The 24379-nt window shown below is 65.2% G+C and carries 20 protein-coding genes and 1 pseudogene; 12 read left to right on the top strand and 9 right to left on the bottom strand.

The window, feature by feature from the left end:
* Nucleotides 1-14 precede the first annotated feature (14 nt).
* Nucleotides 15-353: a P-II family nitrogen regulator gene (glnK, locus tag ABFA30_RS05200; protein ID WP_002555808.1), complete on the bottom strand. Its 339-nt coding sequence runs from the start codon at nucleotides 351-353 to the stop codon at nucleotides 15-17.
* A 409-nt stretch (nucleotides 354-762) separates the two neighbouring features.
* On the opposite strand from glnK, the gene ABFA30_RS05195 reads away from it, so the two are divergent.
* The 7 genes and pseudogenes from ABFA30_RS05195 to ABFA30_RS05165 all read left to right on the top strand — a co-directional run bounded on the left by ABFA30_RS05195 (nucleotide 763) and on the right by ABFA30_RS05165 (nucleotide 7256).
* Nucleotides 763-1026, top strand: coding sequence for an accessory factor UbiK family protein (locus ABFA30_RS05195; protein WP_225786727.1), 264 nt, complete (start codon nucleotides 763-765; stop codon nucleotides 1024-1026).
* Nucleotides 1027-1050: 24 nt separating this feature from the next.
* Complete coding sequence (locus ABFA30_RS05190; protein ID WP_225786728.1) at nucleotides 1051-1479, top strand: molybdopterin-binding protein; 429 nt, start codon at nucleotides 1051-1053, stop codon at nucleotides 1477-1479.
* 202 nt (nucleotides 1480-1681) lie between these two features.
* Nucleotides 1682-3169, top strand: a complete 1488-nt coding sequence (locus ABFA30_RS05185; protein WP_225786729.1) for a YifB family Mg chelatase-like AAA ATPase — start codon at nucleotides 1682-1684, stop codon at nucleotides 3167-3169.
* A 136-nt stretch (nucleotides 3170-3305) separates the two neighbouring features.
* A complete protein-coding gene (locus ABFA30_RS05180) occupies nucleotides 3306-4328 on the top strand; it encodes an alpha/beta hydrolase (RefSeq protein WP_253080637.1) in 1023 nt (340 codons plus the stop codon).
* A 140-nt stretch (nucleotides 4329-4468) separates the two neighbouring features.
* Nucleotides 4469-4568: pseudogene (locus tag ABFA30_RS05175) on the top strand (MarR family transcriptional regulator); the annotation flags it as partial.
* Between the two features lie 232 nt (nucleotides 4569-4800).
* Nucleotides 4801-5712 (top strand): LysR substrate-binding domain-containing protein, encoded by a 912-nt coding sequence (locus ABFA30_RS05170; RefSeq protein WP_410045200.1) that lies wholly within the window; start codon nucleotides 4801-4803, stop codon nucleotides 5710-5712.
* 116 nt (nucleotides 5713-5828) lie between these two features.
* Entirely contained in the window at nucleotides 5829-7256 is a 1428-nt protein-coding gene (locus tag ABFA30_RS05165; RefSeq protein WP_410045199.1) for a mechanosensitive ion channel domain-containing protein, read from the top strand.
* A gap of 27 nt (nucleotides 7257-7283) precedes the next feature.
* Here ABFA30_RS05165 and ABFA30_RS05160 read toward each other — a convergent pair whose 3' ends face one another.
* Together ABFA30_RS05160 and ABFA30_RS05155 are read right to left on the bottom strand one after the other, a co-directional pair.
* Nucleotides 7284-8570, bottom strand: a complete 1287-nt coding sequence (locus ABFA30_RS05160; RefSeq protein WP_225786732.1) for an NAD(P)/FAD-dependent oxidoreductase — start codon at nucleotides 8568-8570, stop codon at nucleotides 7284-7286.
* 104 nt (nucleotides 8571-8674) lie between these two features.
* A complete protein-coding gene (locus ABFA30_RS05155) occupies nucleotides 8675-10165 on the bottom strand; it encodes an aldehyde dehydrogenase family protein (protein ID WP_317235043.1) in 1491 nt (496 codons plus the stop codon).
* Between the two features lie 136 nt (nucleotides 10166-10301).
* Here ABFA30_RS05155 and ABFA30_RS05150 point away from each other — a divergent pair, with 136 nt between their 5' ends.
* Nucleotides 10302-11192 carry a LysR family transcriptional regulator gene (locus ABFA30_RS05150; RefSeq protein WP_253080639.1) on the top strand — a complete coding sequence of 297 codons (891 nt, stop codon included), beginning with the start codon at nucleotides 10302-10304 and terminating at the stop codon, nucleotides 11190-11192.
* Nucleotides 11193-11311: 119 nt separating this feature from the next.
* Nucleotides 11312-12697 (top strand): VOC family protein, encoded by a 1386-nt coding sequence (locus ABFA30_RS05145; RefSeq protein ID WP_225786734.1) that lies wholly within the window; start codon nucleotides 11312-11314, stop codon nucleotides 12695-12697.
* Between the two features lie 45 nt (nucleotides 12698-12742).
* On the opposite strand, the gene ABFA30_RS05140 is transcribed toward ABFA30_RS05145, so the two are convergent.
* Nucleotides 12743-13684: a LysR substrate-binding domain-containing protein gene (locus ABFA30_RS05140; RefSeq protein WP_253101290.1), complete on the bottom strand. Its 942-nt coding sequence runs from the start codon at nucleotides 13682-13684 to the stop codon at nucleotides 12743-12745.
* 156 nt (nucleotides 13685-13840) lie between these two features.
* Here ABFA30_RS05140 and ABFA30_RS05135 point away from each other — a divergent pair, with 156 nt between their 5' ends.
* Nucleotides 13841-15229: a NorM family multidrug efflux MATE transporter gene (locus tag ABFA30_RS05135; protein ID WP_225786736.1), complete on the top strand. Its 1389-nt coding sequence runs from the start codon at nucleotides 13841-13843 to the stop codon at nucleotides 15227-15229.
* 54 nt (nucleotides 15230-15283) lie between these two features.
* On the opposite strand, the gene ABFA30_RS05130 is transcribed toward ABFA30_RS05135, so the two are convergent.
* Nucleotides 15284-16951: a putative bifunctional diguanylate cyclase/phosphodiesterase gene (locus ABFA30_RS05130; protein ID WP_253080642.1), complete on the bottom strand. Its 1668-nt coding sequence runs from the start codon at nucleotides 16949-16951 to the stop codon at nucleotides 15284-15286.
* A gap of 247 nt (nucleotides 16952-17198) precedes the next feature.
* Between ABFA30_RS05130 and rep the strand changes: the two genes are divergently transcribed.
* Both rep and xpt read left to right on the top strand, forming a co-directional pair.
* Nucleotides 17199-19208 (top strand): DNA helicase Rep, encoded by a 2010-nt coding sequence (gene rep / locus ABFA30_RS05125; protein ID WP_225786738.1) that lies wholly within the window; start codon nucleotides 17199-17201, stop codon nucleotides 19206-19208.
* A gap of 71 nt (nucleotides 19209-19279) precedes the next feature.
* Nucleotides 19280-19852, top strand: coding sequence for a xanthine phosphoribosyltransferase (gene xpt / locus ABFA30_RS05120; RefSeq protein ID WP_225786739.1), 573 nt, complete (start codon nucleotides 19280-19282; stop codon nucleotides 19850-19852).
* A 78-nt stretch (nucleotides 19853-19930) separates the two neighbouring features.
* Here xpt and ABFA30_RS05115 read toward each other — a convergent pair whose 3' ends face one another.
* The 4 genes from ABFA30_RS05115 to alr all read right to left on the bottom strand — a co-directional run bounded on the left by ABFA30_RS05115 (nucleotide 19931) and on the right by alr (nucleotide 24345).
* A complete protein-coding gene (locus ABFA30_RS05115) occupies nucleotides 19931-21793 on the bottom strand; it encodes an acetyl-CoA hydrolase/transferase C-terminal domain-containing protein (protein ID WP_253080643.1) in 1863 nt (620 codons plus the stop codon).
* A gap of 256 nt (nucleotides 21794-22049) precedes the next feature.
* Nucleotides 22050-22454: a c-type cytochrome gene (locus ABFA30_RS05110; protein ID WP_225786866.1), complete on the bottom strand. Its 405-nt coding sequence runs from the start codon at nucleotides 22452-22454 to the stop codon at nucleotides 22050-22052.
* A 158-nt stretch (nucleotides 22455-22612) separates the two neighbouring features.
* Nucleotides 22613-23161, bottom strand: a complete 549-nt coding sequence (locus ABFA30_RS05105; RefSeq protein ID WP_225786741.1) for a cupin domain-containing protein — start codon at nucleotides 23159-23161, stop codon at nucleotides 22613-22615.
* 110 nt (nucleotides 23162-23271) lie between these two features.
* Complete coding sequence (gene alr / locus ABFA30_RS05100) at nucleotides 23272-24345, bottom strand: alanine racemase (RefSeq protein ID WP_410045198.1); 1074 nt, start codon at nucleotides 24343-24345, stop codon at nucleotides 23272-23274.
* Between the last annotated feature and the right edge of the window lie 34 nt (nucleotides 24346-24379).

Below are 24379 nucleotides of genomic sequence, written 5' to 3'. Positions count from 1 at the left end.
GGTGAGGCTTTTTCTTAGATCGCGTCGGTATCGGTTTCGCCGGTACGGATGCGGATCGCCTGCTCCAGATTGACCACGAAGATCTTGCCGTCACCGATCTTTCCGGTGTTGGCGGCCTTGGTGATGGCTTCGATCACCCGGTCAAGGTCTTTGTCGTCGATGGCGACATCGATCTTCACCTTGGGCAGGAAATCGACCACGTACTCGGCACCGCGATACAGCTCGGTATGGCCTTTCTGCCGACCGAAGCCCTTGACTTCGGTCACGGTGATGCCCTGCACGCCGATTTCCGACAGCGACTCGCGCACGTCGTCCAGCTTGAACGGCTTGATGATGGCAGTGACTAGCTTCATGAAACTCTCTCCCGATTTGGTGGACTTGCCCCAGGAAAACAAACCCGTCTCAAGTCTAAGCGCAGCGCCTGGCTTTGTAACCCGTCGTCGACTCCCTCCTCCCCCGCCGACGCATGTCGCGGCAATGACGAAGGGCCTTTCAGCTCCACCTGCGCACTGCCTGGTCACAAGGAACTGCATCAGTGCATGGCTTGCCAAGGTCTTTGCAGAAACCTTGCCAGGTCATGGAAAGCCAGTGAAAACAATCAGTTGCGGAAAAAGCCCGGCATTGGCCAGTCGCCAGCAGAGAAAAGATGCACAACTTCGGTGCGCATACCTCGGCCGCCCTGCGCAAAAAGTGTGCAGCGCAAGGCCCGCCAGGCAGCGTGCTACACTGCCCTCCTTTTCCATGATTAGCGGAACGCCGAACATGCTCGCGCCCAAAGCCTTTCTCGATGCCCTGAGCGACCAGGCCTCGCGCCTGTTCAACGGCGACAACACGCCGCCACGGGCCGAACTGGAGAGCCAGTTCAAGATCCTGATGCAGAGTGCCTTCAGCAAGCTCGACCTGGTCAGCCGGGAAGAATTCGACAGCCAGATGGTCGTCCTGGCCCGCACCCGCGCGCGCCTGGAAGCCCTGGAACGACAAGTCGCTGAGCTGGAAGCCCGGATGGCGCCGACAATCCAGGAATAACAACCGACACACGGAGCGGCTCCCATGAAAGTCAGTGCCCGCAATGTCTTCGAAGGTACCGTCAGCAACGTCCAGCCTGGCGCGGTCAACGCCGAGGTCGAACTGACCCTGGGCGGCGGCGAGAAACTGGTGGCGGTGGTCACCATGGCCAGCCTGCACAACCTGAACATCAACGTCGGCAAGCAGGCCGTGGCCCTGGTCAAGGCGCCCTGGGTGGTGCTGATGACCGATGCCGACGGCTACAGGCTGTCGGCGCGCAACGCCCTGCAAGGCAAGGTGGTGCGGGTCGGCGACGGTGCGGTGAACGCCGAGGTGGTGCTGCAGTTGGCAGGCGGTACCGAGGTGTCTGCCATCGTCACCCGCGAAGCGGTGCAGGAGCTGGGCCTGACGCCGGGCGTGGCGGCCACGGCGTTGATCAAGGCCTCGCACATCATCCTGGGCGCCAAGCCCTGACACCTTGAGCATGGGGCTGCTCTGCAGCCCCAAATGACAGCTGAAAGCCCTGGCTGACCAGCATTGGGGCAATCCCAAGACCCAGTCCCCAGGCATCCGCAGTAAAATCCGGATGCACTCTTTCCCAGTGCCCCTCACCATCGCTCACTATTCTTCCGTGACCGCAGGAAGCGGCTTTTCCACAAGCGACCACGGAGTGTCCATGTCCCTCGCCCTCGTCCACAGCCGCGCCCAGGTCGGAGTGCTGGCGCCGGCTGTCAGCGTCGAAACCCACCTGGCCAACGGCCTGCCCACACTGACCCTGGTCGGCCTGCCCGAAACCACCGTCAAGGAAAGCAAGGACCGGGTACGCAGCGCCATCGTCAATTCCGGCCTGGACTACCCAGCCCGGCGCATCACCCAGAACCTCGCCCCCGCCGACCTGCCCAAGGACGGCGGCCGCTACGACCTGGCCATCGCTCTGGGCATCCTCGCCGCCAACGGCCAGGTGCCGGCGGCGACCTTGAGCGAGATCGAATGCCTCGGCGAACTGGCACTCTCCGGTAGCCTGCGCCCGGTGCAGGGCGTGTTGCCTGCAGCCTTGGCGGCCAGGGAGGCCGGGCGGGCGCTGGTGGTGCCACGGGAGAACGCCGAGGAGGCGAGCCTGGCGAGCGGGCTGGTGGTCTACGCGGTGGGCCATCTGCTGGAGCTGGTGGCCCATCTCAATGGGCAGGTGCCACTGCCACCCTACGCCGCCAATGGCCTGCTGCTGCACAGCCGGCCCTACCCTGACCTCAGCGAGGTGCAGGGGCAGGTGGCGGCCAAGCGCGCCCTGCTGGTGGCAGCGGCCGGTGCCCACAACCTGCTGTTCACCGGGCCTCCCGGCACCGGCAAGACCTTGCTCGCCAGCCGCCTGCCAGGGTTGTTGCCACCGCTGGACGAGCGCGAGGCGCTGGAGGTCGCGGCCATCCAGTCGGTCACTGGGCATACGCCCCTGGACAGCTGGCCACAGCGGCCCTTTCGCCATCCCCATCATTCCGCCTCCGGGCCGGCCCTGGTGGGTGGCGGCAGCCGGCCGCAGCCCGGGGAGATCACCCTGGCGCATCATGGCGTGCTGTTTCTGGACGAGCTCCCGGAGTTCGAACGACGTGTGCTGGAAGTGCTTCGCGAGCCTTTGGAGTCTGGCGAAATCGTGGTGGCGCGGGCCAAGGACAAGGTACGCTTCCCCGCGCGCTTCCAGTTGGTGGCCGCCATGAACCCCTGCCCCTGCGGCTACCTGGGCGACCCCAGCGGTCGCTGCCGCTGCAGCACCGAACAGATCCAGCGCTACCGCAACAAGCTGTCCGGCCCGCTGCTCGACCGCATCGACCTGCACCTGACCGTGGCCCGGGAAAGCACCGTGCTGACCAACCAGCCCAGTGGCGAATCCAGCGCCACGGTCGCCCGGCAGGTGGCCGAGGCCCGTGAACGGCAACAGCGTCGCCAGGGCTGTGCCAATGCCTTCCTCACGCTCAATGGGCTGCACCGCCATTGCCGCCTGGAGAGCGCCGACCAGGCCTGGCTGGAAAACGCCTGCGAGCGCCTGAACCTGTCCCTGCGCGCCGCCCACCGTCTGCTCAAGGTGGCACGTACCCTCGCCGACCTGGAACAGGCCGAGGCTATCGCCCGCCAGCATCTGGCCGAAGCCCTGCAATATCGTCCCGGCTCCTGAGCGGCCCTTGCGGGCCAATGCACCGGTTCAATCGTCTCCATAGCTGAAATATATTTTGCGCACTAAATATTATTGCGCAATATAGCGCTCAAGCAGCAAGCAGCCGCTGCCCCCTCACCGAACTCGGAGCACGATCATGACCACCCTTCGCAAAGCAGTCGCCATCGCCACCCTCACCCTCGGCACCAGCGCAGGCGCCTTCGCCGCCGGCAGCCCTGGAGTGGAACGTACCACCCAGGGCTTCCTCGATGCCCTGGCCGCAGGTGGCGGCAAACCGCTCGAAACCCTTTCCCCACAAGCCGCGCGCAGCGTATTGAGCAACGCCCAGGCAGGCGTCAAGGTCGACCTGTCGGGCATCAGCGTCGAACGCCGGACCATCCAGGCCGACGGCCAGGCGCTGGAAATCCGCGTGGTGCGGCCAGAAGGGACGCAAGGCGACCTGCCGGTGTTCATGTTCTTCCACGGCGGTGGCTGGGTGTTGGGCGACTACCCCACCCATGAACGCCTGATCCATGACCTGGTGGTGGGCTCCGGCGCAGCGGCGGTCTACGTCGACTACACACCATCGCCCGAAGCCAAGTACCCCACGGCGATCAACCAAGCCTATGCCGCGACCCGCTGGGTTGCCGAACATGGCCGGCAGATCGGTGTCGATGGCAGCCGCCTGGCCGTGGCGGGCAACAGTGTGGGCGGCAACATGGCCGCAGTCGTGGCGCTCAAGGCCAAGGAAGCCGGCACGCCGAAGCTGCGCTTCCAGGCCCTGCTGTGGCCGGTGACCGATGCCAACTTCAACAACGGCTCCTACAACCAGTTCGCCGAAGGCCATTTCCTGACTCGCAACATGATGCAGTGGTTCTGGGACAACTACACCACCGATCCGAAGCAGCGCGACGATATCCATGCGTCACCACTGCGCGCCAGCCTGGAACAGCTCGAGGGCCTGCCACCGGCCCTGGTGCAGACTGCCGAGATGGACGTACTACGTGACGAAGGCGAAGCCTACGCCCGCAAGCTCGATGCCGCCGGGGTGCCGGTGACCGCCGTGCGCTACAACGGCATGATCCATGACTTCGGCCTGCTCAATGTGCTGGGGCAGGTGCCGGGGACACGCAGTGCCATGACCCAGGCTGCCCAGGCGCTCAAAGAGCACCTCGAGTAATCGGCTGATCGCGGTGTTTCGCGGGCAAGGCGAAACACCGCACGAATTTTAATCTCTTGATTTACTTGAGGATCAAATGCGGAATCGATGATTTTTCGAAATTTCTTGACTTTTAAAAATATGCCATCCGACAAATGCCCATGAAGAGTCAAGATATTTTGCTGCTTTTTAAAATGACCCACCTTCATGCTCAGGAGGAGAACCTGTTCGGTCGCATGGAGACCGAGTCCATGTCCGAGTTTTCCAATGAACTATCAGCATCCTGGCGCACCCAGCACATGATTGCGAGCAACCCAGTGTGCAGGGCACTGGTCGAAAGCGCAGCGCCAGAAGACGTAGATTTTGAATGCCCCCTCGGCGCCAGAGCAGGCGCCTTCGCCACCGGCAGCACGAGGCCAGCCCGGCACGCCCCCCTCGCCACCGCTGCGGTAGACTGCGCAAATACTCCCAGCGCCCGTCCCGAGAACGCTCCATGGAAGACCTCAACTCCCTCTACTACTTCACCCAGGTAGTCGAGCACGGTGGCTTCGCGCCGGCCGGCCGGGCCCTGGACATGCCCAAGTCCAAGCTCAGCCGGCGTATCGCCGAGCTCGAGGAACGCCTCGGCGTGCGGCTGCTGCATCGCACCAGTCGGCACTGCTCGCTGACCGAGATCGGCCAGGCCTATTACCAGCGCTGCCTGGCCATGCGGGTGGAGGCCGAAGGCGCTGCGGAAATCATCGAACGCAACCGCAGCGAGCCACGAGGGCTGGTGCGCCTCAGTTGCCCCACCACCCTGCTCAACGCCTGGGTCGGGCCGATGCTGACCCGCTACATGCTCAAGTACCCCCGCGTCGAGCTGTTCATCGAAAGCACCAACCGCCGGGTCGACCTGCTGCACGAGGGCTTCGACCTGGCCCTGCGGGTGCGCTTCCCGCCGCTGGAGAACACCGACATGGTGATGAAGGTACTGGGCAACAGCACCCAGTGCCTGGTCGGCCGACCCTCGTTCCTGGAACAACTGCCGCAGGGCTTCGACCCTCAGCTGCTGGGACAACTGCCCAGCCTGCACTGGGGCGGCTCGCAGCGGGAGTACCACTGGGAGCTGTACCAGGGAGAGGACATGGCGCACAAGCAGGTGATCATGCATACGCCACGGGTGGTCACAGACGACCTGGTCACGCTGCGCCACTTCGTCCTGGCTGGCGTGGGCATTGTCCATCTGCCACGGGTGTCGGTGCGCGAGGACCTGGCGGCCGGGAGGCTGGTGGAAATGCTGCCGGGCTGGCATCCGCGTTGCGGCATCGTCCATGCGATCTTCCCGTCGCGACGGGGCTTGCTGCCTTCTGTACGTTCGCTGCTCGATCACCTGGCGCAAGAGTTCGCCATCAGCGATATGGCGTAACGAATCACCTCCAGCGCTCCAAACGCACAATTACCTTGCGTTGGCTTCGGTCCTCGGTTGATTGTGCAAACACCCTGCTCTTTACTAGCTCTGAGCCCCTCCGTACCGAGACCGCCATGCCGGCCTTCATCCAGTCCTCCCCGCTGTCGCTCGGCGCTTGCCTGCTCCTGCTCGACCTGCTGCTGTGGCAGCTGATTCCGCTCGAACGCCGGGCCTGGCGCATCGCCACGCGGCTGCTGATCTTCCTGTTGTTCAGCTGGGTGCTGCTGGCCGCCGGGATGAGCCCGCTGCAACCTCCGCCCTGGGTGGACGATGTGCCACGCAACCTGATGGCCACGGTGCTGGCGATCGCCTGGTGGTTGTTCGGTGCGCGCACGGTCACGGTGGTCTTCGGCCTGCTGCTGGTGGCGCGGGGCAGCCATGGTGGGCGGCTGCTGCAGGATGTGCTCGGGGCACTGATCTTTCTCGCGGCAGTGGTGGCCGCCGCGGCCTATGTGATGCAACTGCCGGTCAAGGGCCTGCTGGCAACCTCCGGCGTGATGGCCATCGTCATCGGCCTGGCGTTGCAGAGCACCCTGGCGGATGTGTTCTCCGGCATCGTGCTCAACACCACGCGGCCCTACCAGATCGGCGACTCGGTTTCCATCGACGGCACCGAGGGCAAGGTGGTGGATATCGACTGGCGCACTACCCGCCTGCTTACCGGCAACGGCAGCCTGGCGGTAATCCCCAACTCGGTAGCGGCCAAAGCCAGGTTGCTCAACTTCAGCCGCCCGGCCGATATGCATGGGGTGTCGATCAGCGTGGTAGTGCCGGCCAGGGTAAGGCCCAAGTGGGTATTCGATGCCTTGGAGAAGGCGCTGCAGGGCTCCAGCGCGCTGCTCGCCACGCCCCGGCCCAAGGTCACGGTAAAAGCCTCGACCCTGGAATCGGTGGAGTACGAGGCCAGCGGCTTCATTGCCGACATGGCCCGCAAGACCGAAGTACGCAACCAGCTGTTCGATCTGGCCCATCGTCACCTGGAAGCAAGCGGGGTGGTGTGGAACATCGACCTCACCGTGCCTCCCCGCAGCCGCCAGCGCGAACTGCTTGACGAGGTGCGGGTGTTCCGCTCGCTGGCCAGCGAGGAGCGCGACGCCCTGAGCCAGCGCATGACCGCCGTGGAGTACCTGGCGGACCAGGTGATTCTCGGCGTGGGCGAACAGTCCGACCACCTGCTGGTGATTGGCAGCGGAGTGGTCGCTGCATCGATCCGCGATGGCGAGCGGCTGATCGAGGCTGGGCGCATGGGGCCCGGCGAGGTGCTGGGCATCGAGGGCCTCATCGACGAGGACGACTCTTTCGTCGAGTTCCGCACCCTCACCGGTTGCCTGCTTTATCGCATCGACAAGGAGCAGGTGCGCAGTTGCCTGGCAACACGTGGCGACGTGGAGACAGCCCTGACCAAGCTGCAACGCTTTCGCCGCCAGGGCCGTGAGTCACTGCTGATGCAGAAGCCACCGGTGGTGAAGAAAGGTGGATTCCTCAGTTGGCTGCACAAGTGATGGCGTGTGGTCCGGTTTCGCCTTGGGTTACAAGACCACCCGCAAACACTGGCCCGCGTGATACAGCGAGAACCCCGTCTCGTAGAAGGTCGTACGCAGCGACGGCGCGCTCACCGGTTTCATCGGCGAGAACGGGATGGGCAGGCTGTCGGGGTCGTCCTTGAGCAGGAACTCGGCGAACGCCCGGCCGATCACCGTGCCGGTGGTATTGCCACGACCGTTGTAGCCAGTCACGGCCACCAGGCCTGGAGCCGGCTCGAACAGGCGCATCAGGTGGTCAGGGGTGAAGTCGATGCAGCCGGTCCAGTGCATCTCCCACTCGACCTTGCCCAGCTCCGGGTAGTAATGGCTCTGGATACGGTCGGCCCAACTGCGCACGAACCAGGTCGGCTTGTTGTCGACCCGCCCCAGGCTGCCGAGCAGCAGGCGGCCCTGGTCGTCGCGGCGGATGCTGCTGAGCACCGTGCGGGTGTCCCAGGAGCCTTGGCCATGGGGCAGCACCTTGTCGGCGGCGGCGCCTTGCAGCGGCTTGGAGGCCACTTGGTAGTAGTAGCCACGGAAGAAGTGCTTCTGCAGGTTGCTCCACTCGCCTTCGGTGTAGGCCCCGGTGGAGATCACCACCTTGTCGGCGCGCACCGAACCACGCGCGGTCTTCACCCGCCAGGCGTCGCCGTCGCGTTCCAGGCCCTCGACCGAGGATTGCTGGAACAACTGGCCGCCCAGGCGCACCACGGCGCCAGCCAGGCCCTGGGTGTAGCCCATGGGGTTGATGGTGCCGGCGCGGCGGTCGAGCAGCGCGGCGGAAATCTTGTCGGTACCGCAATATTCCTGGCACTGCGCACCGGTCAGCAGCTCGACATCGGCACCGCGCCGAGCCCACTGGGCGTGGCGGGCTTCGAGGTCGGCGATACCGGTGGCGTTATGCGCCATGTGCAGGGTGCCCTTGTGCTGGGCCTGGCAGTCGATGCCAAAGCGCTCGATCATGGCGAACACTTCTCCCGGCGCCTCGCCGAGCACCTTGTTCAGGCGGCTGCCCTGCTTCTGCCCGAGGGTCGCCTCAACATCGTCGGGGCGGATCCAGGTACCGGCGTTGACCAGGCCGACGTTGCGCCCGGAGCCACCGTGGCCGATCTTCCAGGCCTCCAGCAGGATCACCGACTTGCCCTGTTCGAGCAGGTGGATGGCCGCCGACAGGCCGGTGATGCCGCCACCGATCACGCAGACATCGGTCTTGTGCTCACCGGCCAGGGCCTGGGCGGCGACGGTCGGTTCGCTGACGGATTCCCACAGGCATTCTTGACGCAGTTCGGACATGGCCAGGCTCCAGCAATTTGTTCTTGTTTGGCGCCGCAGTACGGCCCATTCGCCGCACTGCCGCGAACCGGGGGCAGTGCCCCCGGCCATGCAGCATCAACCGATCAATCGAACACGATCCCCTGCGCCAGCGGCAGCTCGCGCGAGTAGTTCACGGTGTTGGTCTGACGACGCATGTAGCCTTTCCAGGCATCCGAACCGGACTCACGACCACCGCCGGTTTCCTTCTCGCCACCGAACGCTCCGCCGATCTCGGCGCCGCTGGTGCCGATGTTGACGTTGGCAATGCCGCAGTCGCTGCCCGACGCGCTCTGGAAGCGCTCGGCTTCGCGGATGTCGGTGGTGAAGATGCACGACGACAGGCCTTGTGGCACTTCGTTGTTAAGGCGCAGGGCCTCTTCGAAGTCGTCGTAGGTCAGCACGTACAGGATCGGTGCGAAAGTTTCATGGCGCACCACGTCGCTCTGCGCAGGCATTTCGGCAATGGCAGGCGAAACGTAGTAAGCGTTCGGGTACTGGTCGACCAGTTGGCGCTCGCCGCCAAACACCTGGCCGCCTTCGTCGCGGGCCTTGGCCAGCGCGCCCTGCATGGCGTCGAACGACTGCTTGTCGATCAGCGGGCCGACCAGGTTGTCCTTGCGTGGGTCGCCGATGCGCACCTTGCCGTAGGCGGCTTTGACGCGGGCAACCACTTCATCCTTGATCGAACGGTGCACGATCAGACGGCGCAGGGTAGTGCAACGCTGACCGGCGGTGCCGACAGCGGAGAACAGGATGCCGCGCACGGCCAGGTCCAGGTCGGCACTCGGGGCCAGGATCATGGCGTTGTTGCCGCCCAGTTCGAGGATGCTGCGGCCGAAGCGGGCGGCAACACGTGGGCCCACTTCACGGCCCATGCGGGTGCTACCGGTGGCGCTGACCAGCGGCACGCGCGGGTCATCGACCATGGCTTCACCGGCTTCACGGCCGCCGATCACCAGTTGTGCCAAGCCAACTGGGGCATCGCCGAAAGCTTTCAGGGCTTTTTCGAACAGCGCCTGGCAAGCCAGGGCGGTCAGTGGGGTCTTTTCCGAAGGTTTCCAGACCACCGAGTTACCCGCCACCAGGGCCAGGGCGGTGTTCCAGGCCCAGACTGCCACCGGGAAGTTGAAGGCGCTGATCACGCCGACCACGCCCAGCGGGTGCCACGTTTCACGCATGTGGTGGCCAGGGCGCTCGGAGGCGATGGTCAGGCCGTAGAGCTGGCGAGACAGGCCAACGGCGAAGTCGCAGATGTCGATCATTTCCTGCACTTCGCCCAGGCCTTCCTGGGTGATCTTGCCGGCTTCGATCGAGACCAGCTCGCCGAGATCGGCCTTGTGCTCTCGCAGCACGTCGCCGAACAGGCGCACCAGCTCGCCACGGCGCGGGGCCGGTACGCTGCGCCAGGCTTCGAAGGCCTGCTGCGCCTGGTCGATGCGGGCGGTGGTCTCGGCCTTGCCGAGCAGTTTCACCGAGGCGATCTGGCTGCCGTCGATCGGCGTGTGAACAGGGTAGTCGCCCTGGGTGTAAGCCTCGGCGGCAACGCCAAGGCGCTCGAGCAATCCAGCAACCATTTGTGCTTCTCCTACATCGGGTGATGGGGTGGAAAAATGATGTGGATCAGTATTAATCCGATCACACCGGTGCAACAAACGACCTTTATTCCGCATATCATTCCACCAGGTAATGATTTCAGCCGCAGAGAACGCTATGTCCAAACGCCTGGTGCCTTCCATGACCGCCCTGCAGTGCTTCGAGGCTGCTGCTCGACACCTGAGCTTCACCCGCGCCGCCGAGGAACTGCACCTGACCCAGAGTGCCGTCAGCAAGCAGGTGGCGCAGCTCGAAGAGATGCTTCGCCATCACCTGTTCCTGCGCATCCGCCGGCGCTTGCAACTGACGCCGGCGGGCTCGCTGTACCTGGCGGAGGTCAACAAGATCCTCACCCAGGTGGACATGTCCAGCCGCTACGTCCTCACCTACGGCGAGCAGACCGAAGTATTGAAGGTAGCCACTCAACCGAGTTTCGGTGTGCGCTGGCTGATTCCGCACCTCAAGGGCTTCGGCAAACGCCACCCGAACATCCACTTGGACATCCGCAACGAAATGGAACCCTTCGCCCTGCTCCAGGGCTCGGCCGACGTGGTGTTCTTCTATGGCCGGGGCACCTGGCCAGGGGCAACCTGCATGGAACTGTTCCGCGAGGAAGTGGTGCCGGTCTGCGCGCCAGAGCTGCTGCAGGGGCATGAGCTGGCGAATGCCGGTGCGCTGGCGCAGTTGGTGTTGCTGCAGAGCACCTCGCGACCGGAGGCCTGGCATGAGTGGTTCCTGGAGCAGGGGCTGCACACCGACAACAGCTACCACGGGCCACGGTTCGATACCTTCTACATGGCGCTGAGCGCGGCGCAGGCAGGCTGCGGGGTGGCCTTGGTGCCACGCTACCTGGTGGCGAAGGAGCTGGCCGAGGGCAGCCTGGTGCTTGCCTGGAACCATGCGATGAAAAGCGAGGGCGCGCACTACCTGGCGTTCGCCGAACATGCAGCGGAGGTGCCGAAGGTGCGGGCGTTGGTGGAGTGGGTGAAGGAGCAATTGCCTGCATGAGCTGGGGGAGCTGCTGGATCGATCCAAAAAGGAATGACAGCTGCACTTTTTTTCGCTTGTGAGGAAGGTGCATTCCCCGCTTTCATGTAAGGGTACTCCCCACCCTCAGGAAGCTAGCGATGCCCGCCCACGATTTCGTCAGCCCCGACAGCATCCGTGCGCAGTTCTCTGCCGCCATGTCGCTCATGTACAAACAGGAAGTGCCCCTGTATGGCACGCTGCTGGAGCTGGTGAGCGAAATCAACCAGCAGGTCATGACCCAGCAGCCTCAAGTGGCCGAGGCCCTGCGCTGGACCGGCGAGATCGAGCGCCTCGACCAGGAACGCCATGGCGCCATCCGCGTCGGCACCGCCGAGGAGCTGGCGACCATCGCCCGGCTGTTCGCGGTCATGGGCATGCAGCCGGTCGGCTACTACGACCTCAGCTCGGCCGGCGTGCCGGTGCATTCCACCGCGTTCCGCGCGGTGCACGAGCGATCGCTGCATGTCAGCCCGTTCCGCGTGTTCACCTCGCTGCTGCGCCTGGAGCTGATCGACAGCCCGCAGTTGCGCGAACTGGCCCAGGGCATCCTGGCCAAGCGCAGGATCTTCACGCCGCGCGTCCTGGAGCTGATCGCCCAGCACGAGCGCGAGGGCGGCCTGAACGCCACGGATGCCGAGGTCTTCGTCCAGGAAGCCCTGCACACCTTCCGCTGGCACCAGGAAGCGACGGTGACAGCCGAGCAGTACCAGCGACTGCACGACCAGCACCGCCTGATCGCCGACGTGGTGGCGTTCAAAGGCCCGCACATCAACCACCTGACCCCGCGCACCCTGGACATCGACGCGATCCAGCTGGGCATGCCGGCCAAGGGCATCCCGCCCAAGGCCGTAGTCGAAGGCCCACCTGGCCGCCGTCATCCGATCCTGCTGCGCCAGACCAGCTTCAAGGCCCTGCAGGAAAAGGTCGCCTTCAGCGACGCGCAAGGCAGCCATACCGCGCGTTTCGGCGAGATCGAACAACGCGGGGCGGCGTTGACGCCGAAGGGCCGCCAGCTCTACGACCGCCTGCTCGATGCCACCCGTAGCGCCCTGGGCGGTGCGCCGGCCGAGGCCAATGCCGAACGCTACAAGGCCCTGCTCGAGATGCACTTCGCCGAATTCCCGGATGACCTGGCGCAGATGCGTGAACAAGGCCTGGCCTACTTCCGCTACTTCCCGACCGAGAAGGGCCTGGCCGCACGCGACCAGGCCGGCCGCCCGACCACCCTGCAAGGGCTGATCGACGCAGGCCATGTGCACTATGAAGCGCTGGTGTACGAGGACTTCCTGCCAGTCAGCGCGGCCGGGATCTTCCAGTCCAACCTGGGCGACGATGCCCAGGCCGAATATGGCAGCAACGCCAACCGGGATGCCTTCGAGGCGGCGCTGGGGCTGAAGGTGCAGGATGAACTGGCGCTGTATGCCCAGAGCGAGCAGCGATCGCTGCAAGCCTGTGCCCAGGCGTTGAACCTGGAAGCATTGTGAGCCGATAGCGAGCATTCGCGGCGCCGAACCGCCGATGCCAGGGCTCTACGCCCTTGTTCGCGGCGGCGCCTCCAGGATCCGCACATCGGGCAGGTTCACGGCATCGGCCTCCTCCTGCAGGTACTGGCTCAATCGCCGCAACCGCTCTCCCCCAGGGCGCGTGCGCGGCCACACCAGGTAATAGTCCATGCCACTGGGCACGGCGGTCGGCCAAGGCAGGCTGAGCCGCCCTTGGGCCACGTCCTCGGCCACCATCAGCAAATCCCCCATGGAAATGCCATAGCCACGGGCCGCCGCGATCATGCCCAGCTCCAGGGTGTCGAACACCTGCCCGCCCTTGAGCGAGACCTTGTCGAGCAGGCCCATGCGCTCCAGCCAGGCGCGCCAGTCTCGCTTGTCCGGGGTCGGGTGCAGCAGCTCGATGCCCGCCAGGCGACGCTCGTCCCAGGGGCCCTCGTCGAGCAGGTCCGGGGCGCCTACCGGGATCAGCAATTCAGAGAACAGCCGCCGCACTTCCCAGTCTGCCGGGAATGCACCGTCGCTGAGCAGCACGGCACAGTCGAACGGTTCCTGGTTGAAATCCACATGGTCCACATCCATCCAGGCACTGGTCAGTTGCACCTCGTTGCCTGGTTGCAGGTGACGGTACTGGCTCAGGCGCGCCAACAGCCAGCGCATGGTCAAGGTCGAGGGGGCCTTCATGCGCAGGATGTCATCCTCGCCGCGCAGGGTATCGCAGGCCCGCTCCAGCGCAGCGAAACCGTCGCGCACGCCGGGCAGCAACATCCGCGCTGCCTCGGTCAGTTGCAGGCTACGGCCGCTACGCACGAACAAGCGGCAGGCGAAGTGCTCCTCCAGGGTGCGGATGTGCCGGCTGACCGCGCTCTGGGTGATGGACAATTCCTCGCCAGCACGGGTGAAGGAGCTCAGCCGGGCGGCGGCTTCGAATGCGCGCAACGCATAAAGCGGCGGTAGCTGTCGGGACATTTCGCACCTGCTTTTTCGGGGGCTGGCAAGCCTGCCAGGCATCATATGAACATGACTTTAACTCATGCCAACGATCGCTTTTATCCTTTTGTGCAAAGTTGACCGAAGCCTCAGAATCGTCGCCTCATTCCCCCTGCAACAAGAAGGACCACCTCCATGCACGTCGCGCCCACCACCGAACTCAAGGCTCTGCTGCGCCTGGCCGGGCCGCTGATCGCCTCGCAGTTGGCGCACATGCTGATGGTGCTGACCGATACCCTGATGATGGCCCGCATCAGCCCCCAGGCCCTGGCCGGCGGCGGCCTGGGGGCGGCCAGCTATTCGTTCGTGTCGATCTTCTGCCTGGGCGTGATCGCCGCGGTCGGCACCCTGGTCGCCATCCGCCAGGGCGCCGGCGACATCCCCGGGGCCACGCGGCTGGCGCAGAACGGCCTGTGGCTGGCCTGGGGCCTGGCGCTGGTGGCCGCGCTGGCCTTGTGGAACCTGGAGCCGGTCCTGCTGCTGTTCGGGCAGAAGCCGGAGAACGTCACCTCGGCCATGGAGTTCCTCACCCTGCTGCCCCTGGCCCTGCCCGGCTACCTGACGTTCATGGCCTTGCGTGGCTTCACCAGTGCCCTGGGCCGCTCGACGCCGGTGATGGTCATCAGCCTGGTGGGCACGGTGTTCAACTACCTGTTCAACCATGCGCTGATCGAAGGCATGTTCGGCCTGCCCAAGCTGGGGCTGATGGGCATCGGCATGGTCACCGCCCTGGTTTCGATGGGCATGGCCATTGCCCTGGCCCTGTACATCCGCTGGCACAAGGCCTACGACGCCTACCCGCTGCGCCGGGGCCTGTCGCGGCCTTCGCTGCCGGCACTGCGCGAGCTGTGGCGGCTGGGCCTGCCGATCGGCGGCACCTACATGGTCGAGGTCGGGCTGTTCGCCTTCGCCGCCCTGTGCATGGGCGTGCTCGGCAGCACGGAACTCGCCGCGCACCAGATCGCCTTGCAGATCGTCTCCACCGCGTTCATGGTGCCGACCGGGTTGTCCTATGCGGTGACCATGCGCGTGGGGCTCTACTACGGCGCTGGCAACCTGCTGGCTGCACGTAGCGCCGGGCGCGTGGGGATCGGCTTCGGGGCGACGATCATGTTCGCCTTCGCCGCGCTGTTCTGGCTGCTGCCGGATGCGCTGGTGGGACTGTTCATCGACCGCGACGACCCGGCCTTCGCAGCGATCTTCCAGCTCGCGGTGAGCCTGCTGATGGTCGCGGCCTGGTTCGAACTGTTCGACGGCATGCAGACCATCGCCATGGGCTCGATCCGTGGGCTGAAGGACGCCAAGACCACCTTCCTCATCGGGCTGGCCTGCTACTGGCTGGTGGGTGCGCCCTGCGCCTGGCTGTTCACCTTTACCCTGGGTGGCGGCGCGGTCGGTGTGTGGTGGGGGCTGGCACTGGGGTTGGCCTGTGCGGCAGTGGCGCTGACCATCGCTTTCGAGTGGCGGATGAAACGGATGCTGGGGAAGGCGGAGGTTGCTGGGGAGGCCAGCGTCGCGACCTGATCCAAAGACACCTTGTAGTCCTGGGGCTGCCTTGCAGCCCTGAACACCGCGCGATTACAGGGCCTCGGCCATCTGCCGGCGAGCGCCTGATACCAGGTACTCCATCAACTCCCCTACCGGCAACGGCCTGCTCACCAGGTACCCCTGCACCTGGTCGCAGCCGAACCCACGCAGCAACGCCATCTGTTCCTCGGTCTCGACCCCCTCGGCCACCACTTCCAGGTTGAGGTTGTGCGCCAGGTTGATCATGGCGTGCACCAGCTTGCGGTTCTCCTCGCGCTGCTCCATGCCGCCGACGAAGCTGCGATCGACCTTGAGCAAGGTGATCGGCAAGCTGTTGAGGTGAACGAACGACGAAAACCCGGTGCCGAAATCATCGAGCGAAAAGCGCACCCCCAGGCGGCCCAGGGCATCCATGGTCTGCTGCACCAGTTCGTTGCGGCGCATCACCGCGGTCTCGGTCAGCTCGAACTCCAGCCAACGGGCATCGACGCCGTGCTCGATGATCAGCCGGCTCAGGGTGGCCAGCAGCTGGCTGTCCTGGAACTGGCGGAAGCTCAGGTTCACCGCCATGTGCAACGGCGCCACGCCACGCTCGCGCAGGGCCTGCATGTCGCGCAGGGCGCGGGAGATCACCCAGTAGCCCAGCGGCACGATCAGCCCGCTCTGCTCGGCCAGGGGCACGAATTCGCTGGGCGGCAGCAGGCCACGCTCGACATGGCGCCAGCGCACCAGGGCCTCCAGGCCGACGATGCAGCCATCGGCCAGGTTCAGCCGCGGCTGGTAGTGCAGCTCCAGCTCGTCGCGGCGCAGGGCCCGGCGCAGTTCGCTCTCCAGGTCGGCCAGGCTGCGGGCGTTACGGTTGATCCGCTCGTTGAACACATGGAAGGTGCAACCCTGGCTGCCCTTGGCCTGGCGCATGGCGATGTGCGCATGCCACATCAGCGGGTCGGCGCCGCCCTGGGCACGGGCATGGGCCAGCCCCAGGCTGCAGCCGAGCAACAGGCTCTCGCCGTCGATCCAGTAGGGCTCGGCCAGGGCCTCGACGATGCGCTCGGCCACCCACTCGGCACGGTTGCCGTCGCGGCGGGTATCGATCAGCAGGGCGAACTCGTCGCTGCCCAGGCGCGCCAGCTGGTCGCCAGCTTCCAACTGCTGCTTCAACCGCGCCACCACCTGCAGAATCAGGCGGTCACCGCCCTGGTGGCCGAGGGCGTCGTTGACGTGACGGAAATTGTCCAGGTCGAGGTGCCCGAGGGCTACGCCACGGCCCTCGTTCTGCGCCAGGCGCGCGCTCAGCAAGGCCTGGAAACCCTGGCGATTGGCGATACCGGTCAGCGGATCCTGTTCGGCCAGCCGCTGCAGGGTAGCCACCAGCACACCGCGCTCGCGCACGTGGCGCAGGGAGCGGCGCAAGGTATCGCCGGTCAGCTGCGTACGTACCAGCCAGTCGCTGACGCCGGCCGGCGGCGCTTCGGGCTCGTCCTCCAGCAGCAGGATGGTGGGCAGGTCGCAGCGGCCCGGCGCCGGCAGCAAGGCCGGGGTCGCCAGCACCACGGCCTGGCGGTCGTGGGCGAACAGGCTGTCGACCGCCGCCCAGTCCGGCGCGGTCAGCAACACCACACTGCCGGCCAACGGTTGCAGGCACTCGCGCAGCAGGGCAGCCCATTCCGGCTCATCGGCCAACAGCAGCAAACGCAAGGGTTCGACAGGCGTGGACAAGCGGGCTCCTTAAGGCGTGGACGGTGAATCGACGAGCGGGCGCGAGGTATCCTACCGTATAAGTGAAAATGATTTTCACTTTAATACATGCCACTGCGTGGCCTGCGCCCCGACGTATTTTGTCGTGCATCCTGCGCGAAACCGGCGCGGTCGGCAAATCCGATTCACACTGTCAGACGGTCGCGCCACAAGCGCCCCATGCCTGCTAGAATGCGCGGCTATTTTCTGGTGACCCCCGGTTTCTAGCATGTCCCGACTCAATCCCCGGCAACAGGAAGCCTGTGACTACGTCGGCGGCCCTCTATTGGTGCTCGCCGGTGCAGGCTCCGGCAAGACCAGCGTGATCACGCGCAAGATCGCCCACCTCATCCAGAACTGCGGCATCCGTGCCCAGTACATCGTGGCCATGACCTTCACCAACAAGGCGGCGCGCGAGATGAAGGAGCGGGTCGGCACCCTGCTGCGCCCCGGCGAAGGCCGTGGCCTGACGGTGTGCACCTTCCACAACCTGGGCCTGAACATCATCCGCCGGGAGCACGAGCGCCTGGGCTACAAGCCGGGCTTCTCGATCTTCGACGAGACCGACATCAAGGCCTTGCTGTCGGACATCATGCAAAAGGAATACTCCGGCGACGACGGCATCGACGAGATCAAGAACATGATCGGTGCCTGGAAGAACGACCTGATCCTCCCCGCCGAGGCCCTGGAAAAGGCACGCAACCCACGCGAGCAGACCGCCGCCATCGTCTACACCCACTACCAGCGCACGCTCAAGGCGTTCAACGCGGTGGACTTCGACGACCTGATCCTGCTGCCGGTGAAACTGTTCGAGGAACACAAGGACGTGCTCGAACGCTGGCAGAACCGTGTGCGCTACCTGCTGGTGGACGAATACCAGGACACCAACGCCAGCCAGTACCTGCTGGTGAAGATGCTGATCGGCATGCGCAACCAGTTCACCGTGGTCGGCGACGACGACCAGTCGATCTACGCCTGGCGTGGCGCCCGCCCGGAAAACCTCATGCTGCTCAAGGAGGACTACCCCTCCCTGAAGGTGGTGATGCTGGAGCAGAACTACCGCTCCACCAGCCGCATCCTGCGCTGCGCCAACGTACTGATCGCCAACAACCCGCACGCCTTCGAGAAACAGCTGTGGAGCGAGATGGGCGTGGGCGACGAGATCCGCGTGATCCGCTGCAAGAACGAGGAAGCCGAGGCCGAGCGGGTGGCCATGGAGATCCTCACCCTGCATCTGCGCACCAACCGCCCCTACAGCGACTTCGCCATCCTCTACCGGGGCAACTACCAGGCCAAGCTGATCGAACTCAAGCTGCAGCACCACCAGGTGCCCTACCGCCTCTCTGGCGGCAACAGCTTCTTCGGCCGCCAGGAGGTCAAGGACCTCATGGCCTACCTGCGCCTGCTGGTCAACCCGGACGACGACAACGCCTACCTGCGAGTGATCAACGTGCCTCGCCGAGAGATCGGCTCGACCACCCTGGAGAAACTCGGCAACTACGCCACCGAACGTGGCGTGTCGATGTACGCCGCCAGCGACGAGCTGGGCCTGGGCGAGCACCTGGATGCGCGCTACACCGAGCGCCTGCAGCGCTTCAAGCACTGGCTCGATGGGGTGCGCCAGCGGGTCGCCCTGGAAGACCCGATCGCCGCCCTGCACGAGATGATCCGCGACATCGACTACGAGAACTGGATCCGCCAGAACACCGCCAGCGACAAGGCCGCGGAGTTTCGCATCAGCAACGTCTGGTTCCTGATCGACGCGCTGAAGAACACCCTCGAGAAGGACGAAGAGGGTGACATGACCATCGAGGACGCCATCGGCAAGCTGGTGCTGCGCGACATGCTCGAGCGCCAGCAGGAAGAGGAAGAGAACGCCGAGGGCGTGCAGATGATGACCCTGCACGCCTCCAAGGGCCTGGAGTTCCCCTACGTGTTCATCATGGGCATGGAGGAGGAAATCCTCCCGCACCGCTCCAGCATCGAGGCCGACACCATCGAGGAAGAACGCCGCCTGGCCTACGTGGGCATCACCCGCGCACGCCAGACCCTGGCCTTCACCTTCGCCGCCAAGCGCAAGCAGTACGGCGAGATCATCGACTGCACGCCCAGCCGGTTCCTCGACGAACTGCCACCGGACGACCTGGCCTGGGAAGGGCTGGAAGATGCGCCGACCGAGGTTCGCGCGGCGCGAGGCAACAATGCGTTGGCCGACATCCGGGCAATGCTCAAACGCTGATCAACCATTACTCTTTAACCTTTGTCGCGGCCCCGGCCGTGGCCACCTTTGCTACATCGAGGAATACCACAGTGGAAGCACTGCAGCAGAAGATTCGCGAAGAAGGCATCGTGCTTTCCGACCAGGTTCTCAAAGTCGACGCGTTTCTCAACCATCAGATCGATCCAGCGCTGATGCAGCTGATCGGTGACGAATTCGCCCGCCTGTTCGCCGACTCCGGCGTGACCAAGATCGTCACCATCGAGGCGTCGGGCATCGCCCCGGCCGTGATGACCGGCCTGAAGCTGGGTGTGCCTGTCATCTTCGCCCGCAAGCACCAGTCGCTGACCCTGACCGAGAACCTGCTGACCGCCTCGGTGTATTCCTTCACCAAGCAGACCGAGAACACCGTGGCCATCTCGCCACGCCATCTCAACAGCAGCGACCGCGTGCTGGTGATCGACGACTTCCTGGCCAACGGCAAGGCCTCCCAGGCGCTGATCTCGATCATCAAGCAGGCCGGCGCCACTGTCGCGGGCCTGGGCATCGTCATCGAGAAGTCGTTCCAGGGCGGTCGCGCCGAGCTGGATCGCCAGGGCTATCGCGTCGAATCGCTGGCCCGGGTGAAGTCGCTGGAAGGTGGTGTGGTCACGTTCATCGATTGACCGTACGGGCCCTATTGCCGGCAAGTCCCACAGGGGAGCCGGCTTGCCGGCGATGGGCTGCGCAGCAGCCCCTTGCAGTCACCGCGTCGCCGCCAACCCTGCCAGCAACAGCCGCTGATACAGTTCCTCCTTGAGCCCCTGCGGCTCATCCAGTCCCATGCGCGCCAACTGTGCCGCATACCCCTGCGGCCCAGGTGCATCCAGCGTCGCCTTGCCCAGCTCCAGCACCTCGCTCAACCTGAACTTGCCCTTGAGCCAGTTCAGCGCCCGCAACAGCTCCTGTTCCTCAGCCGAGAAGTCGGTCCCCAGCGGATACTCCGGGAACAACCGCCGATAGCGTGCGCGTATCGCCTCCAGGCGCTCCGGCGTGTTGTCGGTAAAACGCGCATCGAGCTGGAAGTCCTTGGCCAGCTTGCCGGCCTCCTTGGCCTGCACCATCAACTCACCCTGGAAGCGTGAATCGCTGATCGCCAGCAACCGCGCGATCACCTCGCTGTCGGTCTGCCCGCGCAAATCCGCGATGCCGTACTCGGTCACCACGATGTCGCGCAGATGCCGGGGAATAGTGCAGTGACCGTAGGTCCAGAACAGGTTCGAGGTCACCTCGCCGCCCGCCTCGCGCCAGCTGCGCAGCAGCAGGATGGAGCGTCCGCCTTCCAGGGCATGGCCCTGGGCGACGAAGTTGTATTGCCCACCCACACCGCTGAGCACTCGCCCATCTTCCAGTTGGTCAGCCACCCCGGCACCGAGCAGGGTCATGCCGAACACCGTGTTGACGAAGCGCGCATCGCGGCGCTGGCGACGCTTGAGGTCTTCCTCGCCATACAGCTCGTTGATGAAGCTGATAGCGCTCATGGCGAAGCGCTCGCGTTGCCCGAGCGGCATTTCCCGCAGTTGCTGGTAGAAGGCCCGAGGGCCGAGGAAGAAACCGCCATGCACCAGCGTTCCCCGCTCATCGGCGCAGCGCCGTACCACGCCCGCTTCGACCAGCGCCAGCAGGCCGTTGACGAACATCTCGCTGCAGCCGTACAGACCCTCGGCGAAGGTCTCCAGGCCCCCTTCCCTGTCGATCAGCCCCTGCCATGGGCCCGGCTCGAACTCGGCGAGCAGCGCCCGGTAACCTGCGTTGTCGCCGTGGCGCGCCAGCAAGGCCGCGGTCAGCGCATCGCCCATGGCGCCGATGCCGACCTGCAGCGTACCGCCGTCGCGCACCAGGGCACTGGCGAACAGGCCGATGCAGTGGTCCTGGGTCGTGACCGGCATGTTCGGGGTGGAAAACAGGCGGCGCCGCTCGGGCTCGTCGATCAGCAGGTCGAAGGCGTCCTCGGCAAGCTCGGCATCGCCCGGCATATAGGGCAGCTCGACATGCTCCTGGCCCAGCAACAGGATGGTTTCGCCGGCGGCACGGCGACGAGCGATCATCGGCAGCAGGTCGAGCGTGATGTCGGGATTGCACGACAGGCTCAAGCGGCCAGGGCACTCGGGCGTGGCCGCCACCAGCTGGGCGACCAGGTTCAGGCCCTTGGCGTTGATATCGCGGGCGGCGTGGCTGTAGTTGCTGCTGACATAGTCTTGCTGGGCGAGGTCGCTGTTCAGCAGGCTGCCGGGCTGCACGAAGAACTGTTCGATGCGGATGTTCGCGGGCAGGTTGTCGCCCCGCAGGTCGGCCAGGTAATCGAGCTCCTCATAGTCGGCGAACACACGCTCGACGAAAGGTTCGAGGAAGCGCTGCTGCAGGCCGTCGCCCAAGGGTGGGCGGCCCAGGCTCAGGGCGGTGTAGATCGTCAGGCGACGTTCGGGCAGCTCACGCACCCGGGCGTAAAGCGCGTTGACGAAGGCGTTGGGCTTGCCCAGGCCGAGCGGCAGGCCCAGGTGGATATGGGCGGGCAGGCGAGCCAGCACCTGGTCGACCGCCGCATCGAGGGAACAGCGTTGCGCCATCGGTGCCTCCTGTGACATCCATGCATACAGGGGGTTGGACCCTTGCCTGCCTGGTTTTGCTGCATGGGCCCATGGGCAAAGCGTTGGGGCTGCTTTGCAGCCCATCGCAGGCAAGCCCGCTCCCACAAGGGCCGCGCCACTTTCGAAGTCGGCGCCGAATCCGGGGGAGCGGGCTTGCCCGCGAAAAGGGTCGCTACACGTCTTGAGTGAACAGCATCACGCCATGAAGGCAGGCCGTGGCGTGATCAGGTGCAACTCACAGACCGGACATTTTCTTGATGGCGTTCATCAGGTCCTCGTCCGAACAATCGGCGCAGGTCCCCTTCGGCGGCATGGCGTTGATGCCGGTAATGGCCTTGGCCAGGATGCCGTCGAGGCCGCCCTGGTGATCCGCCCGCTCCTTCCAGGCGGCGGTGTCGCCGATCTTCGGCGCGCCGAGCAGGCCGCTGCCGTGGCAGGCGTTGCAATGCTTGGCGATGATTTCGTCCGGGGTCTTGGCTCCGCCGCCGCCAGCGGCAACGGCCACCTCCATGCCCTTGCACTCCTGGCCCTGGATACACACCTGGCCGACCGGCTCCAGGCGCTTGGCGATATCGTCATTGGTCGCTGCGTGTGCATTGATTGCCCAAAGGGCTACTACGGCTGCTGGTAGGGCCAGCATCTTCTTGATTTGGTTCACGCGTACACCCTCATGGTGGCTAATCACGCCCGCGGCCACGGGATACGCGGGCGTTGGAAAGTATAGCGGGATCCCGGAGGTGAGCGGAACAACCCTAATGTTCGAAAGGGTATAGCCGCGACAACATGCCGCGCAGCCATTCAGAAGTTGGAAGGCGTGGCCGCGCTGATCAGCCGGGCGGGCTCGTCGAAGGGGTTGCGAAAACGGTGCGGGCGGGTGCTTTCGAAGTAGTAGCTGTCGCCGGCCTCGAGAATGAAGGTCTCGGTGCCGACCACCAGCTCCAGGCGGCCTTCGAGCAGGATGCCGGTTTCCTCGCCATCATGGGTGAGCATCTCTTCGCCGGTGTCGGCACCCGGCGGGTAGACCTCGTTGAGAAAAGCGATGGCCCGGTTGGGGTGCGACTTGCCCACCAGCTTCATGGTCACCGCACCGTCGGAGATGTCGATCAGCTCGTGGGCCTTGTAGACGATCTGCGTGGGGCTTTCCGGCGCCAGCTCGACGGAGAAGAACTCGACCATGGACATGGGAATGCCACTGAGCACCTTGCGCAGGGAGCTGATCGACGGGCTCACACTGTTCTTCTCGATCATCGAGATAGTGCTGTTGGTCACGCCCGCACGCTTGGCGAGTTCACGCTGGGACAGGCCCTTGAGCTTGCGGATGGCTTGCAGTCGTTCACCGACGTCCAAAGCTGGAGCCTCCTGAAACGGTCGAGGTGGGGGAGAAGTGTGAACGATATGATGGCAACGCCGTTCAGTATTTACAACACTTCGCCCCGCAGCCTGTCCGCTTCAGCGCCTCATTCGCCGATATAGTCCAGCGGCACGCGCTTGAGGTTGCAGAAGATCTGGTAGGGGATCATCCCCGCCAATAGCGCCACTTCGCTGGCCAGCACTTGCTTGCCCCACAACTCCACCGGGCTGCCGACGGTCGCTTGCGGCACGTCGGTCAGGTCGACGCAGAGCATGTCCATCGAAACCCGGCCAATCAGTTGGGTGCGCTTGCCGGCGACCATCACCGGGGTGCCGGTAGGTGCCTGGCGTGGGTAACCATCGGCATAACCCATGGCGACCACACCGACGCGGGTCGGGCGTGGGCTGACGAACTTGGCGCCATAGCCGACCGGCTCGCCGGCCGGCAGCTCACGTACGGCGATGATGCGCGATTGCAGGGTCATCACGGGCTGCAGGCGTTCGGCCTGGGCCTGGGGCACCTCGAAGGGCGTTGCGCCATACAGCATGATGCCCGGGCGCACCCAGTCGCTCGGCACCTGCGGCCAACCCAGCACCGCCGGCGAGTTGCGCAGGCTGCACTCGGCGGCCAGGCCCTGGCGCGCCGCCTCGAACACCGCCACCTGCTGCGCGGTGGCGTCGGCCTGAAGCTCGTCGGCACGGGCGAAGTGGCTCATCAGCACGATGCGCGCCACCTTGCCGCTGGCCAGCAGGCGCTGGTAGGCGTCGTGGTAGTCCTTCGGGTGCAGGCCGACCCTATGCATCCCGGTGTCCAGCTTCAGCCAGATGTTCAGCGGCTTGTGCACCTGGGCCTTTTCGATGGCCTCCAGTTGCCACAACGAATGCACCACGCACCACAGGTCGTGCTCGGCGATCAGCGCCAGCTCGCTGGCCTCGAAGAAGCCTTCGAGCAGCAGCACCGGCGCCTTGATCCCGGCGGCGCGCAGCTCCAGCGCCTCCTCGATGCAGGCGACGGCGAAACCGTCGGCCTCGGCCTCCAGGGCAAGGGCGCAGCGCACCGCGCCATGGCCATAGGCATCGGCCTTGATCACGGCGAGGGCCTTGGCGCCGGACAGTTCACGGGCCAGACGGTAGTTGTGGCGAAGGGCTTGGAGGTCGATCAGGGCACGGGCAGGACGCATGGCGGCAGCCTTCTGGCAGTTCTGGTTATCGATA

This window comes from Pseudomonas sp. HLMP (assembly GCF_046365545.1).
Classification (GTDB): Bacteria; Pseudomonadota; Gammaproteobacteria; order Pseudomonadales; family Pseudomonadaceae; genus Aquipseudomonas; species Aquipseudomonas guariconensis_B.
The sequence above is the reverse complement of the archived record's forward strand: the minus strand, read 5'-3'. Positions and strand labels throughout refer to the sequence as shown.